Source organism: Mongoliitalea lutea, from assembly GCF_014652135.1.
In the GTDB taxonomy this organism is placed as follows: domain Bacteria; phylum Bacteroidota; class Bacteroidia; order Cytophagales; family Cyclobacteriaceae; genus Mongoliitalea; species Mongoliitalea lutea.
The window spans coordinates 213,117-227,253 of sequence record NZ_BMYF01000005.1; the positions used below are offsets into that span (position 1 = coordinate 213,117).

Consider the following 14,137-nt stretch of genomic DNA (forward strand, 5'->3'; position numbering starts at 1 on the left):
CATCCTGACAAAATGATTAAGCTATCACCTTGTAACCTTTCTTGGTAAAAAATTATGGATTATCCTATTTTCTAAAGGCTCGAAATATGGCTAAACTCTATGCTATTCAATACCACATGGGCGGTAAAAGCCCAAATCAGATTCCCTCGCTGGATTGTAATCATTGCCAACGGAACACCTACCAAAAGCCCTGTTAGTATAATATACCAAAATCCTCCCAGCCAATGCATTAATCCAAACATAACTGATGTTAGAACTATTGATTGTACAGGTCCATACTGCTTCAAAAACTCTCTCATTGCGAAATTTCTATACAGACTTTCTTCAACAAAAGGAGCCAACAAAACATTTGCTATGAAAAATGCCATAGAATGCATTCCTAAAGAAGTCATAGTTTCCCCCGCAGGCACATAGTCTCCAAAACGATGTTGTAAAAATTGCTGCAAGGGTGATAAGTAGTAAATATACGTTATAGCTAGAATTACTCCTGTAACAATCCCCCCAATGATATCTATTGGTATTTTTCTTTTCTCGGCTTTCCATCCATCTTTAACTACATCAAACCCAATCTTCCTTGTGGAAATCAGCAAATAGATCAACATCAATAATTGAGCTATCAAAAGTATTACAGGGATTTTCGTGATTATCTGTTCAGAAATATCAGATTCATCCATCCCTTGGATAATAAAATAGGAAATAATAGAAATTAAGGCAATCAAAAACCAAATAGGCGCCAAGATTAGATTCCGCCAAACTACTTTTACTGTTCCCATCTTGATACTCATTTAGGTTAATAAAAGTTCATCTTTCTCCAACTCATAATAATAAAGCTTTAGCGCATTGAAGCCAACCCATAAGAAATACAATGAGAAGACAATTCTTTGACCTATTCCAGGCATTTGGGTAAATATAAATGGCCATGCTCCAAAAACTATCGTAAGCCAAGTAAAAGCAAGTGAAGGAAAAACAGCTGATTTCCAGTACTTACTTTTTCTCATCAACTTAGGATAGCTAAATGCACCTAGTAAAAAAAAGATATAACAACCAAAACTCCCCAAGGTATGTAATATCATAGTAATTGAAGTTCTATCATCAAAATCTCCTGGAAAAATTCCTGACAGACTCATTAACACACCGCTGAAAAAAATACCAATCACAGGCAATTTGCTTTTAGTCATAGAACCCATACTTTTAAAGTGCCCTATAGAAAAAAAAGCTATCAAAATACCCGGAATAATATACCCAAAAATATTCCATAACCACTTATTGGGTGCATCAATAGAGCCAAGCTCACTCACAGCTTTGGTAAAACTACTATATTCTGGACTCTGAGAAACCATGATCACATAAGTAATGACAAATAGTAGAGGGGCCATTAAACCACTCAAGCCAAATCTTTTATTTTTCATTTTTTTACAGTTTTGAATTAAACAAACAATTGACAAAATTCTGCATTTGTCCAGTCCTTCCAATTACCAAATGGTAAAAAAGCGATTCTTGTATGGTACCTTTATCTTAGTCTAATAAATACAGGAGCAATCCAATCGAAAGAGCTTTCAAGCGATTGATAAAATTCAAAATGAAGACACTTCAATTGGTCTAACAGTCCATTCTTTCCGAGGAAATTCAAGGTGCTTATTTGGACTTGATGGAGGATCAGTATGGAGGGATTGAAGAATAAGAAAGTCCTTACATCATAAAATCAAAAAAATAAAATCGATACTATTTCCCTCTAAGGCATAAAAATCTTTGATTAGCTTTTTCTCATCTTCATTCCCTCTTTCCATTACACGATCCATTACATATTGCCGATGTTGCAACCAATCTATTTTATCTAAAGAAGTATCCCAAAAAATTGCCGGCCTTAGTTTACTCAGATCCGGTTTGATATCCCTTGACAATTTTGTTTACACACGTATGTTAAAAATAAAATTTGAACTGTTTTTACTTCTATGTTCACAAAAACAACTTGTTCACGTGACGTGAACAAATAAAAAAAAATGAACAAAAAAAATATACCGATTCAACTCTGTGAGAGAAAATGAATTTACAGCTTCTGAAAAGTGAAAGCTACCAACGAAGGGTAAGTTCGGAGAAAAACAAGCCAACGTTTTCAGGAAATCAACTATCCCGCTAAAGAAATAGTCAGAAAGTTCGGAGAAAAGTTCGGAGAAAATCAGAACGAGGGTAATTTTTTGCTTTTTTCACCCTCGTTCTTATCTCAAGAGTAAATATTACCCTTGGGCGCTTCAACGTTCATCAAGCTAAACTATATTGAAATCAATAATATCTTAAAAAGATTAGGGTTTATAGCGCGTATTGGTGGAAAAAGGGGCTTTTGTCAAATCATGGAGCTATCGGTGCAGTTCCAAGAGGATGCTAAAGATGGGGAATTCCCTCATCCAAAACTCACCCAAAAACCCATCCAATCAGGTATTGAACCCCATACAATACCCCATACAATACCCCATACAATCGGACTGTCAGAAAAACAATTGGAGGTCCTTTCTCTCCTTCAAGAAGAGCTACGGATTTCGATTCGTAAGATGGCCGAAATGCTTGGATTAATAATTCAACGGTGGTCGAACACATTGACTCCCTGAAACAAAAAAGATGTTTTGGAAAGGATTGGGAAAACAAGGGTGTATTGGAAAATCATTGATTAGGAATGAAGCTGAGTTCGTAAGAAACCCATCCTGAGTTCGTAACAAATCCAATCCAGCTTATAAAAACCCCATTTTAGCTTGAAAAAGGCACTTTTAAGTTCGTAATAAAATGGATTTAGGTTCGTAACAAAATTGATTTAGGTTCGTAATAAAAATCAACTAAAGTTCGGAGGAAATGCAATTCCAGTTCGGAGAAAATGGTTAGCATGCCTACTTTCAGTTCGGAGAAAAACCAGCCAACGTTTTCAGGAAATCAACTATCCCGCTAAAGAAATAGTCAGAAAGTTCGGAGAAAAGTTCGGAGAAAGGTTCGGAGAAAATCAGAACGAGGGTAATTTTTTGCTTTTAACATCCTCATTTGAATATCAAGGAACGATCATCTCTTTTGGTACCTGCCTGTATCAAATGATGCCCAATGCTTGCAACCGAAGAAAATGGCCAAAACCTTAGTAATGCTTTGCCTCCACTCTACTTGCTCTTTGATAGTTTTGGAAACCGAATAGGGAGATTCTTTTCCCTGATGGAACTTGTGGTATTGCTTGAGCAGTAAGTCATCCAAGGCCTTCCATTCATCTTTCAGATGCGTGCGTACGTTGGCAATCGCGGAACTGAGCTTTATCTTCCGTTGCTGCTGATACAAAATGACTAAGTTATTGGTATCCCCTACTGCCAATTCCTTTGGATAAGAATCCAGATCATTGGACAGAATGATCAGTGCAGAAAGCTTCTGTTTGAGCAGGGCAAACTGATTGGGAGAAAGTATCAGGCCAATTTCTGGATGGGCAATATGTAGACATTCAAAAGCAATCTTCACTCCCGAACTTTGGGTTTTAAAATCTAGGTAGGCCTGATAGTGAAGGCTGCCCTCCTTGTTCCACCGTACTTTTTCCTGCATGCCAGCGTAAATAAATTCTTGGAGCAGGAGGACGAGTGCAGATGAATGACCCGTAGATCGGTGTAAATTGATCAGTTGTATCACTTCCATACAAGGAGCAATCAAGTCATGCGCCCCTCCTTTCAGGTGCTTATTCCATGCCTCTTCCCAAAAATTCCCCTTGTGATGATCTGCCTGATCATCCATGATAAAGAGCAAGGTAAACAACTTGGCAAAGAGTAGCTGCAAGCGGGGATTGGTATAAGGAAAGAGTCTCGGGGCAAATTTTAAGATAGCCGATACTTGGGTTCTTACGTGCTCAACTTCATTTTTTAGGAGTCCTTGCTTATTCAGCCAAGTAAACAATTGCCATTCGAGGGAGTCCCAGTAGACCAATTCCTTGGGGTAGTGACGATCAAAATCGGATAAAAGTCCGTGAGTAGTGGTGATCTGAGATTTGCTAACATGCTTCATAAGTTCTCCTTTTTTTTAACTTAATCAAACAATGGGCTTCCAACTTTTAAGTGGAAATTAGTTAAGGAGATAGCTTATAAAAAATTTTCAACTAAATATCTTTTGTGAAATAAAAAAAATGTCTCAAATGAGACTAAATTCATGGTTAACAGCTATTTACGTTTTTTTGGCACGTATTCTGCTAAAGTGTGCTCTACTGATGCCCAAAAGGTCTTGAAGATCTTTCACCTTGAGACAAGTTCCTAAATTTTTATGCAATCCTAAAAAAGTATCGTAGGCGACCTGTTTAGGGAGTTTGAGTAATTGCTCCCATTTTTGTTGTTCTTTGATGATCAAGTGATTTATTTTTATTGCCAAAGAAATCACCTCAGGAACATGCCTTAATAATTCTTCTTCATTTTTTTTGGAAAGCTCAATGATCTCTACTTCTGTTTTGGTAATAATCAAGGTGTCGCTTACGTGTTGGTCAGTATAGGAAATAAGATCAAATGCATTCTGTCCATTGTAATACACTTTGGCAGCATATTCATTTCCTTCATTATCCAATTGATATTGACAAATGACACCATCAACGATCAACCTTGCAGATGTTTCTACTTCACCAAAATTTTTAAGAATGGTATTTTCTGGATAGGTTTTGTACTGAAGGTATGGCGCAAGCTTTTTATAAACCTTATCATCTACTGACATCAGTGGAGCGTAAATCATTTTAAGCTTTGTAATTACTAGCTCTTCCATCCTTGATAAAATTTTACATAAGTATTACAGGGCAAAAAATGCCAATACATACACAGCTTGGAACTGCGGCAAACGAACAACAATCACAATTTACTAAAAACCTATAAAAATCTAGTTGTTCTCATTGAATCAAATTGGAAAAACCAAATTTTTACCCAAATGATACCTTTTTTACAGATTCTTTATTATGTCTCAAATGAGACTTTTTAATTTATTTTATTCTCCTAATTTCAAACCGAAAAGTTTGAGTAAGGATTTCAACATTAGTTTATACACTGATTAAAAACTAAAAGATGGTACTATTCAATATAAATCGGTTGGAAAAAAGATTCAGTAAAAAGTTCTTGGAAGAATTTTGTGCGCTTAGCTTGATTGGTTTGTGGACGTATACGGCTGTTTCCAAAGTAATTGATGCACAAGGAAGCTATGGAGCTCTGCATAATCAGGTTTTTCCTGGATGGATGGCTGACGTATTATGGGTGGGTCTTCCATTGATAGAAATCATTGCTGCCATGATGCTCTTGATTCCTTCCTGGAGAAGCTATGGTTTCCAGTTGTCGGCTGTGTTGATGGCAATTTTTTCCGGGTATATCCTTTTAGTACTGACCAATGTATTTGGTAGGGTTCCTTGCAGCTGTGGAGGAATATTGAATCAGTTGGGCTGGTGGGAACATCTGTGGTTTAATCTCTTCTTTTTGGGAATTGCTGTGGTGGGGATTTATTTGGGGAGGAAGTAGAAGCGAGAGATGAGAAGCGAGATGCGAGATGCGAGAAACTTAAGGATGAAGGATGAGGGATGAAGGAGGAAGGGATGAGACGCGAGAATCGAGAGATTAGAAGCGAGACAGTAAAGTTGGGAAAATGGAAAAAGAAGAAATCTTCTAATGAAGGAAAAAAAGATATGAACACAAAGAATCTTCTGGGGAGTTACTAGGTGACAAACTGGAAGTGAGGGGATAAAACCGGCCGTTCCTCTCAAAAGGCTGTCAGAAAAACCTTTAGCCAAACGACCGGAATTACTTTAACTATATTCAATACAATCTTATGAAAAATTCGATTAAAAACCTGCTACGTGCAGGAGTATTTATGTTGGCAGCGGTATTTGCTTTTGCTTTTACGAAGCCGATTGACACAAATCAAACCGTTTGGGGTAATGATCCTGATGAAGGGCCAGTTCCAGTACAAATGGGATCAACTCAATATGAGTGTTTGAGTAATCCTACAGCGCAATGTTTATTTGAGGATGAAAATCTTTCAATTCCTATTCAAGGGTCAAATGGAATTTTCCGACTAAAATAAACAATAAAATCAGGTAGTTTCCAATGGAAATTACCTGATTCGTTTTTTATCTGTTAGTAAACTCTTCAAGTGGCACAGGAAAGACAAAAGCTTCTTTAGAATTTTGCATTACCAATGTATCGACTCCTAAAACTCTTTTTAAAGGAAACCATTCATCTCTATTGCCTAAAAACCTCTTTAGATCTGACCACCTTAAGCCTCTAAACAGTAACTCTTTTCTTCTTTCTTGCAGAATTAATCCTAGCGGATCATCAAAGTCTGATGGTTTTAAAGGTTTGAAAGTCCCTGATAAAAACCTTGATTCCAAAAGTTTATTCAGAGCATCAAATGCGCCAGGAAGATTCCCAAGTCTTGCCTCACACTCTGCTTTTACCAAAAGACTTTCACTTACGGATAGCCCAACAAAATAATTTGACCTTCCTGTAAATTGTCCTTTAAAATTAATATTTCCTGCTGGATTTCTAAAAAAGTAAATTGTCTTTCTAAGGTCATTATTTTCATACGAAGCAAATAATAAAGTATCTATCCTCGCTTCTGGATTAGAATTAAGCTGACCATAAACCCCTGAAAATCTATAATATATAAATTCCTCATTATCTATTCCGATTGGAAAATTTAAAGCTGGATTTAATTTATTAAAATCAATAAGTCTATCATCAATGGCAAGAGATTTATCAATCTCCGTCAACGCTTTTTCAAATTCATTGATACTTAAATATACTCTTGCTTTAAGTGCGTAGACTGATGATTTTGAAGCTCTAGTTCTAATGTCTGGAATATCATTAAGCAAAGGTTCTGCCTCCAAAAGGTCAATGAATAATTGTTCATAAATTTTTTCAAGAGCTGTGAAACTTTCAATCGTATTGATATCTGCAATTAAAACAAGAGGTATACTTTCGACACTAGCAGTCTGTTCGGTTAAAATCGGCGCAAATATTTTCAGCAATTCTGAATAGGCATAAGCTCTTTTAAATAAAGCCATACCTTTTACCTGATCCCATTCTACAGCATTTCCAGATGTTCTTGGAATATTATTGATTTGCTGTAAACAAAAGTTCGCGGTATAGATTTGTGAATATAATATTGTCCATTCTGGTTGTATAGCATCACCATACATATCAGGGGTTAGGAGTCTTTTATAAGCATTAAAATATAGAGGATTATCCTGAGAATCTATAAAATCTCTGGTATGATAAAAATCATCTGATGCAATCATATCTATTACCGCCCCCTCATTCATCCTTTGTTCGTTGCTTAAAAGAGCTCTTAACTCATCAAGATTTTCAGGTACCTCAAGCTCTAACCTTGGTTTGAAATCCAGAAAATCATCACATGAAAATAACAGGCAACTAAGTGCTGAAATAAATATTAAATATAGAATATTGGTTTTCATTATTTTTAAGGTTAGATGGTTAAAAATTTATATTTATACCCATTGCGATACTTCTTGGAGGAAGCATTTGTCTAAAATCTGGATCAATTGGATCGCTAGATTTTTTCCAAATTATACCTAGATTATTTATATATGTATAAATTTCAGCATTTTTAAATGGAAATCTTGATCCATTAGCTGAATTTAGATTATACGATAACCGAACATCTTGCAACCTGACATGGTCTCCTCGCTCTACCAAGGTTTCTGCATACCGATAAAAATTATCTCTAACATTATTTGCTGTTAAAGGCATAGAAGGAACATTTGTGGTTAACTCATCGCCTGGTTGCTGCCATCTCCTGCTGAAATCAGCATGTCCTCCCTGCCCTCTGAGTATGGTATTATACAAAACCGATTCTCTTCTATAATAATATGCTCCCCGAAAAGACATATTGACGGATAAAGTTAATCCTTTGTAAAGAAAAGTATTCCTTAGTGCACCAAATATACCTGGTCTTCTAGGCCCATGAAAAGTAAGGTCTTCTGGGCTTGTACTAGCAAAAATGGCAGAATAATTTTCACTTGGCTCTCCATTCAGAATACCTACTGGATTACCATTATCTGGATTCAGTCCTAGCCATGGTAAACTGTATATAGAGAATAAAGGTCTTCCTTCTAGTGGAAATAATTGGCCTTGGGACTGGGCTAGATAGTTGAGAGGTGTTGCTCTAAAAAAGTAATCTGTAACTTCTTCTTTGATCGTCGAAAGCATTAAGTTTGTTGTCCATTGTAGGTTGGATTTCACATTTATAGATTGAATATCTAAATCCATCCCTGTAGTTTTTGTGCTTGCACTATTAACTCGAGCTCTAAAGAATCCTGTTGATGGGGAAAAGGGTGAATCCCCAATGAGATCTATTCCGTTTTTTACGTAGGTTTCAATACTACCCCTAATTCTGCTGTTTTTTGTCTCAAAGTCCAAACCCAAGTTAAAGATCCTAATTCTTTCCCATCTAAGTGATCTATTCTCAGGAGAGGTTATCAAGGCTGCAAGTTCTCCTCCTGCCAATAAAAAAGAAGGATTTGCGAAATAAGCAGCAGTGGTTAAGGCAGATACAGATTTGTCTACATTCCCATTTTCCCCATAAGTAGCTCTTAATTTTAAGAATGGAAGAAAAGTTAAATTAAAAAAGCTTTCCTCTGAAATAACCCACCCCAAACCAGATGACCAAAGTGGTACGGCTCTTTGATTAATATCAACTCCAAACAAATTTGAAGCATCTCTTCGAGCAGAAAATGATAAATTATATCGTTTTTTATATGTATAAGCAGCGTTAAAATATTGGGATAAAAACCTATCTGTAAATCCTCTATGCCTGGTACCATCAAATATTGTAGTCTGAAATCCGTTATGAAACTGACGAAAATTACTAATAAGGTCCACAGGTTGTGAAATACCAATATTTTCCCTGTAACCATAATATCTAAATTCTCTGCTTATGGATTGTAAATCCTTTAATTCCCAACCTGCTACAGCATCTATGGTTGATACAGAGCTCAAATTCTTATTATATGATAATTGACCGCGGAGGCTATGACTGAAAGCACGAGTATTTTGAATATCCAAAATACTATTTCTAGGCACAGGAAAAGATAGAACACCTCCAGGAGATTGCTGGGTAAATCTATTTACCAGATCCCTTGTAGAAAACAAATTAAGGCCTTGCAAGTTTTCCGTGTTATTTCCATTTGTCCAATATTGATAGAAAATACCTGCTTTGAGACCATCAACTATTTTGTAGCTTAGGTTTAAATTGAGTCTAACATCATTTTCTTGATTATGGTTATTCCCCGCACCCACTTCCTTTATTGGATAGTAATTCCAATCCAACAATCCTACTTCGGAAATACTTTCAATAAATCGTCTACTGTATCCAAATGTAACAGGTAACGGGTTACCCAGTTCATCACTAAAAACTTCATATGGAAATAGAGTTCTTGGAACATCTGTTCGAATATTTCTATTCCATCTTGACAAATAAACCCCTGTATTTAGTTCAAGATGATTCTTCAATAAACTCCAACTATTTTTAATACTTAATGTATATCTCGAATTATCATTCCCAACAATATTATCAAGATTCTTATCGAAACCTGCAGAAATTGAGTACCTATAGTTATCAAAACCACCATTCAGATTAATATTATATTGCTGATTTACAGCAGGTCTATGAAAATGATTTGTAAGTTCCCTTCTCGTGTCTCTTGATCTGAATAATGCAAATTTCTCTTCTAGTTCTTCTAATGAAATTAAACCATTATTGGCTTTAATCATTGCTTCAACTGCGGGAGAAAGTGCTGGTCTATTAATATTATTGATTTGTGCATTGTAAAAATTTCTGGAGAATAACAGTTGTTCAACTTCTATAAAATCATCGACTGACATAACAGGCTGATAAAAAAGATCAGGAATTTGAAAAAAGTTAATATTACTATTGACTGAAAGACTTGGTTTTCCAACTTTTCCTGTTTTGGTAGTTATTACAATAACTCCGTTCCCTGCCCTTGCCCCCCAAACCGAGGCAGCAGCAGCATCTCTTAAGACTGTAATGGTTTCTACATCATTTGGATTAATATTTTCCAAAGGTCCATCATAAGGAAAATTATCTATAATGATCAAAGGTTGAGTGTTGGCAAATATTGTACTCCTGCCCCGAATACTAATTGGGTCATTTGCTGGTCCTGTCCTGTTAAAAATTAAACCTGGTGTAACATCTTCAAGACGATCAATCAGATTAGTAGAAACCCTACGATTAATAAGCTCATTATCTAATTGAACAAATGACCCTGTAGCTCTTTCTTTTGGGATTTCTTGATAACCTGTTGCCATTATTTCAACGGCTCTTAAATCCATACCCGATTCTTTAAGGTTAAAAATAATCTCAATATTTTCAGTTAAAGAAATCTTTAATTCTGATTTTTCAAAACCTAGATAGGAAGCAGAAATGGTGTAATTTCCTGCCACTAGCTGTAAACTAAACTTTCCATTTTGATCAGTAATTGTTCCAATAGAAAGATCCCCCGGTGAAATTACTGCACCAGGAAGAGGAAGACCAGAATTAGACTCTTTAACTATTCCAGATATTACAAATTTCTCGTTTTGAGAAAAACTCAATGTAACAATAAGGCTCAATGCCACCAATAATATTATTTCTTTCATTGTTTTTAATGTTAGGGATAGATAGTGCTAGAAAAATTTTCTTTTAAGGACTCAATTTCAGATTTAATGCTACTGTAGGTCTTTTCTGAGATACCGAGTCGGAAAAGTCTACCTTCTTGGTCAATCAATTGAAGTTGAGGTGCAGATGTTATGTTAAAATATGCTAGGTAAGGATGATCTGAAGATTTCCCTTCATACCCAGTCCATAGTTGGATAACTTCATTAGGAGAGTAGATATCAGATTTTTTGGACTTTAACCAAATCTCCCTCTTGGAATCCAAACTTAGAGAAAGCACAATAACATCAGAGTCGCTTTTATAATCATCTACAATTCTCTTTAAATGATGCTGATTAAAATATTTACAAGCAGAACATCCTGTCAACCAAAAATTTATTAATACAATTTTCCCCTTAAAGTCAGAAATCCTAACCTCATTGTCGCTATCATCAATGAACGAATAATCGGGCACTTGTAAACCTGGAGTACTAGCCAGATGCCATACCTGAAGCCTTTCCTTAAGTTGGGGGTCGTTAACCTCATATAGGAACTTTGTGAAATCACCTAAACCCTCTTTAATTATGACATTTCTCTGCAAAAAATAGCCAGCAAGTATTTTTTCACGGATAAGTGGATTAGACTCCAACTTAGAAATTTCAAAAAACGATTTACTTTCAATCATTGATTTACCAAGGATTCGGTTTTCTTGCATCTTCAAATATGTCGGGGAAAAAACTGGATTATATATAGCGCTAAGGCTATCGATTTCACTTTCCATAAATTCAAAGAATCGAGAAAAAGAATCAATCAACTCAGGAGCTTTTTCGGTTAAATCCCCGAAATAATATCCATAAAAGCCATAGAAAACCTTTTTGTATATTTGAGAGTAAAATTCAATCATTAAGGTTGAAAAAGTTGCTTCTGAGACTCTGGATCTGAAATATTGAGCTGTTTGAATAAAATCATTACTTTTAGCCAATGCTAAGTTTTGATTCATTTTAGTGATTCTTTCAGATCTATCTAAAATGGGAATTACTTCTCTTCTAAACTTTTTATTATTATCACTTAATTTACTTAACAATTCAGGTTGAATATCGGAAAACGCTGAAAAATCAATCATATTCGAATTTTCAAACCAAGCTTGATCTATCAAGCTGTTCAATCTGGAAGCCATTTCAAAACTATGCTTAGAAGGCCCTCCAAAATTCACCTGTTGTTTTCGCTGATCGAACATTATTTTGATGCTATCTGAGGGGGAAAGCAAATAAGGTCCATAAGAAAAACCATCTAAAGTATCTTCAAAACTTATCCATGCAGGAAGTATATCATTTGAGATATGTAAGTTGAAGTCCCGACCATTAGGTGAAATAGCACCTGCATAAACAGATGCTCGATTTAACGGAATAATTGAATCCTGTTTGGGTTCTTCTTTAGTTGACATTTCAAAAACATCATTCCAGAGAAGGAACCGAATATTTTCCTTGGGCTTTAAGGAATATACTTCTCCGTAAATCAAGGCTTCTTTTTCATTTGTTTGGGAAAATCCAAATGAATAAGAAGTGAAAAGGAGAAGAAAAAGGGATATACGTAATTTCATAATTTTTTTGATTGTTTAGACTGTGGATATATTTAAAAACACTAATTGGTTTTTACCTATTCTTTTAGAAGATCCTTATTTGAAAAGCACAGACAATAGGAACTTCAGTAAATAAGCACCTTACCCCTCCGCTGCAGCGTCGTCACCGTATGTGTATCCGGCGCTGCATGGGAATCGTTAATCGTTTTACCATTATGAGGAAAGTACGGAGGGTTTTGGGGTGACAAGCAACTTTGCTTACCTGTCAGTTAGTAGCAGATCAGTGGTTTTCGTACATTGGTTGATAAGTGATTTTGGATTGGATAGAGCGAACACTCATCCTCTTTCAATCTTAAGTAAAGGCATAGAGATTCCATCCAACTCATGCAGGAAAGCATGCTGGGAAGAACGGCCTGCGACGAAGCTGAGCTAAGAAGCCTGAACAATAGACATAGGCGTGTCAGGCAAGCCTTAAGGGCAGCAACGGCATCCTAAGAAATCAAGAAAGAGGGCATACTTTTCCCATCACCTTCTGCAGCAGATCGGGAACAACAAGGAACAGGGAATCCGGATCGGTGGCAAAAACGCCACTTCTACCCTTCCTTACCTAGGGCACATCCATCAAACCGGAGATTTGATGATGTTCTTTAAAAGTTCAAATAGGGTGAGGGTTCTTCCAGACTCATGCGGCATACAGACAGCAGTCCTCCCCTTCTCTTGGCTGAGAAGCTGATTATTCGATTCGAATGTGGAACTGTGTATCATACTCGCTTGCATTGGTCAGCTATATAAAAACGAGTCTGGACGAGGTCGAAAAAAAGAACACTATAGCGTGGGCTTCTATCTCAACCACATCACAAGGTTCCGACGCCTTAAGGGGTGATTTCGATAGGGCCCAAGCGCTATAGTGCATACAAATGTACACAAAATAACCTCTTGGGCATTAACCTACCGTCTCTCCCTTGTCAAATTGTCGGAATTTGTGATAGAGACTCTTAGTTTAATGACTGCTAATAATCTTCAATTAATTCAGGTCTAATTACCTGATATTCCAAAAGTATATATTTCAGTACAAATAAAAAAATTATTGATATAAAATGTACTAGAAAATATTTATCGATTTGCTCATTATGAGCAAAATAGACTATTTAAGAGCAGAAAACATCTCCAAAAATTTACAATTAATTATGAAGGAGGCAGATTTAACGGTTGATGGAATTGTAGAATTCACAAAAGTCTCAAAGCCTACAATCGACAGGGCGATTTTAAAGCTTTCAAATATATCCCCAAATAAGCTAAATGAAATTGCGCTTTCATTCGGCTTAACATCTTCTCAAATTTCAAATAAGTATCCGGTAAAAACTAGCCATATCCCAAAACTTCAGAAGCTAATTAATTTTAAGTCTGATGATTCCGCAAACCCTAAATATTTCATTAGTTTATCAAAAATTCATAATGCTCATAGGTTCGTTAAAGACCAACTTTTAACAGATACTTATTTTAGAGAGGAAAGAAGGTTAAGCGAAATAAAGACAAGGCTGAAATCTCATAATTTATTTGTTAGATCTTTTTCTGATAGCGCTTTAGAACAAGCAATAAAAAGAATTGCCGAGGAATTTGAATGGTTTAAAATCTCTAGAAAAAGCCCAAAAGGTAAAGTGTTTTATTACAAAGTATTGGTTTTGAATTCTCCTATCCAATAAAAAAGCAAAAATACCGTGATCAGGGTATTTTTTAGGCGATGGGGATTGGGTAGATTTGGGGGTAATTGGAAAATAGCCGCCACTTTTTGCGCTATTTATTCCAAATGGCATACATAGCGCAATAGATTGCGTGAAAAGAATCGTTAGCACCCATTCCCCCTACTTTTAAAAAGTTGATTTCGTAAGCTAACGCAGGACAGCATCATGGCAAGAT

The 14,137-nt window shown here is 35.9% G+C and carries 12 protein-coding genes; 4 read left to right on the forward strand and 8 right to left on the reverse strand.

Annotated elements, in window-relative coordinates; genetic code table 11:
- Positions 1-71 precede the first annotated feature (71 nt).
- From IE080_RS05880 to IE080_RS19715, 3 genes are all read right to left on the reverse strand, one after another.
- Positions 72-773, reverse strand: coding sequence for a CPBP family intramembrane glutamic endopeptidase (locus IE080_RS05880; protein ID WP_229800520.1), 702 nt, complete (start codon positions 771-773; stop codon positions 72-74).
- Positions 774-785: 12 nt separating this feature from the next.
- Positions 786-1,409, reverse strand: a complete 624-nt coding sequence (locus IE080_RS05885; RefSeq protein WP_189579530.1) for a DUF998 domain-containing protein — start codon at positions 1,407-1,409, stop codon at positions 786-788.
- Positions 1,410-1,694: 285 nt separating this feature from the next.
- Entirely contained in the window at positions 1,695-1,901 is a 207-nt protein-coding gene (locus IE080_RS19715; protein ID WP_373295120.1) for a DUF6922 domain-containing protein, read from the reverse strand.
- 447 nt (positions 1,902-2,348) lie between these two features.
- Between IE080_RS19715 and IE080_RS05890 the strand changes: the two genes are divergently transcribed.
- Complete coding sequence (locus IE080_RS05890) at positions 2,349-2,603, forward strand: Lrp/AsnC family transcriptional regulator (RefSeq protein WP_189579531.1); 255 nt, start codon at positions 2,349-2,351, stop codon at positions 2,601-2,603.
- 439 nt (positions 2,604-3,042) lie between these two features.
- Here the strand turns inward: IE080_RS05890 and IE080_RS05895 are convergent, their stop codons facing one another.
- Both IE080_RS05895 and IE080_RS05900 read right to left on the reverse strand, forming a co-directional pair.
- On the reverse strand, positions 3,043-4,014 hold the full coding sequence (locus IE080_RS05895) for a terpene synthase family protein (protein ID WP_189579532.1): 972 nt from the start codon (positions 4,012-4,014) through the stop codon (positions 3,043-3,045).
- 156 nt (positions 4,015-4,170) lie between these two features.
- Positions 4,171-4,752, reverse strand: a complete 582-nt coding sequence (locus IE080_RS05900) for a Crp/Fnr family transcriptional regulator (RefSeq protein ID WP_189579533.1) — start codon at positions 4,750-4,752, stop codon at positions 4,171-4,173.
- Between the two features lie 293 nt (positions 4,753-5,045).
- Here IE080_RS05900 and IE080_RS05905 point away from each other — a divergent pair, with 293 nt between their 5' ends.
- Entirely contained in the window at positions 5,046-5,489 is a 444-nt protein-coding gene (locus tag IE080_RS05905) for a MauE/DoxX family redox-associated membrane protein (RefSeq protein WP_189579534.1), read from the forward strand.
- Positions 5,490-5,796: 307 nt separating this feature from the next.
- Positions 5,797-6,051 carry a hypothetical protein gene (locus IE080_RS05910; RefSeq protein ID WP_189579546.1) on the forward strand — a complete coding sequence of 85 codons (255 nt, stop codon included), beginning with the start codon at positions 5,797-5,799 and terminating at the stop codon, positions 6,049-6,051.
- Between the two features lie 46 nt (positions 6,052-6,097).
- Here IE080_RS05910 and IE080_RS05915 read toward each other — a convergent pair whose 3' ends face one another.
- From IE080_RS05915 to IE080_RS05925, 3 genes are read right to left on the reverse strand one after another with little or no spacing between them, the layout of a single operon-like run.
- On the reverse strand, positions 6,098-7,444 hold the full coding sequence (locus tag IE080_RS05915; protein WP_189579535.1) for a RagB/SusD family nutrient uptake outer membrane protein: 1,347 nt from the start codon (positions 7,442-7,444) through the stop codon (positions 6,098-6,100).
- Between the two features lie 19 nt (positions 7,445-7,463).
- Entirely contained in the window at positions 7,464-10,646 is a 3,183-nt protein-coding gene (locus tag IE080_RS05920) for a SusC/RagA family TonB-linked outer membrane protein (protein WP_189579536.1), read from the reverse strand.
- Positions 10,647-10,657: 11 nt separating this feature from the next.
- Positions 10,658-12,241: a TlpA family protein disulfide reductase gene (locus IE080_RS05925; RefSeq protein ID WP_189579537.1), complete on the reverse strand. Its 1,584-nt coding sequence runs from the start codon at positions 12,239-12,241 to the stop codon at positions 10,658-10,660.
- A 1,109-nt stretch (positions 12,242-13,350) separates the two neighbouring features.
- Between IE080_RS05925 and IE080_RS05930 the strand changes: the two genes are divergently transcribed.
- Positions 13,351-13,923, forward strand: coding sequence for a hypothetical protein (locus tag IE080_RS05930; RefSeq protein WP_189579538.1), 573 nt, complete (start codon positions 13,351-13,353; stop codon positions 13,921-13,923).
- The last annotated feature ends 214 nt before the right edge of the window (positions 13,924-14,137 follow it).

What these genes read in the sequence shown, in the direction of transcription:
- IE080_RS05930 (WP_189579538.1), top strand. Translation starts at nt 13,351, where the DNA reads ATGAGCAAAATAGACTATTTAAGAGCAGAAAACATCTCCAAAAATTTA.
- IE080_RS05880 (WP_229800520.1), bottom strand. Translation starts at nt 773, where the DNA reads ATGGGAACAGTAAAAGTAGTTTGGCGGAATCTAATCTTGGCGCCTATT.
- IE080_RS05920 (WP_189579536.1), bottom strand. Translation starts at nt 10,646, where the DNA reads ATGAAAGAAATAATATTATTGGTGGCATTGAGCCTTATTGTTACATTG.
- IE080_RS05885 (WP_189579530.1), bottom strand. Translation starts at nt 1,409, where the DNA reads ATGAAAAATAAAAGATTTGGCTTGAGTGGTTTAATGGCCCCTCTACTA.
- IE080_RS05925 (WP_189579537.1), bottom strand. Translation starts at nt 12,241, where the DNA reads ATGAAATTACGTATATCCCTTTTTCTTCTCCTTTTCACTTCTTATTCA.
- IE080_RS05915 (WP_189579535.1), bottom strand. Translation starts at nt 7,444, where the DNA reads ATGAAAACCAATATTCTATATTTAATATTTATTTCAGCACTTAGTTGC.
- IE080_RS05895 (WP_189579532.1), bottom strand. Translation starts at nt 4,014, where the DNA reads ATGAAGCATGTTAGCAAATCTCAGATCACCACTACTCACGGACTTTTA.
- IE080_RS05900 (WP_189579533.1), bottom strand. Translation starts at nt 4,752, where the DNA reads ATGGAAGAGCTAGTAATTACAAAGCTTAAAATGATTTACGCTCCACTG.
- IE080_RS05890 (WP_189579531.1), top strand. Translation starts at nt 2,349, where the DNA reads ATGGAGCTATCGGTGCAGTTCCAAGAGGATGCTAAAGATGGGGAATTC.
- IE080_RS05905 (WP_189579534.1), top strand. Translation starts at nt 5,046, where the DNA reads ATGGTACTATTCAATATAAATCGGTTGGAAAAAAGATTCAGTAAAAAG.
- IE080_RS05910 (WP_189579546.1), top strand. Translation starts at nt 5,797, where the DNA reads ATGAAAAATTCGATTAAAAACCTGCTACGTGCAGGAGTATTTATGTTG.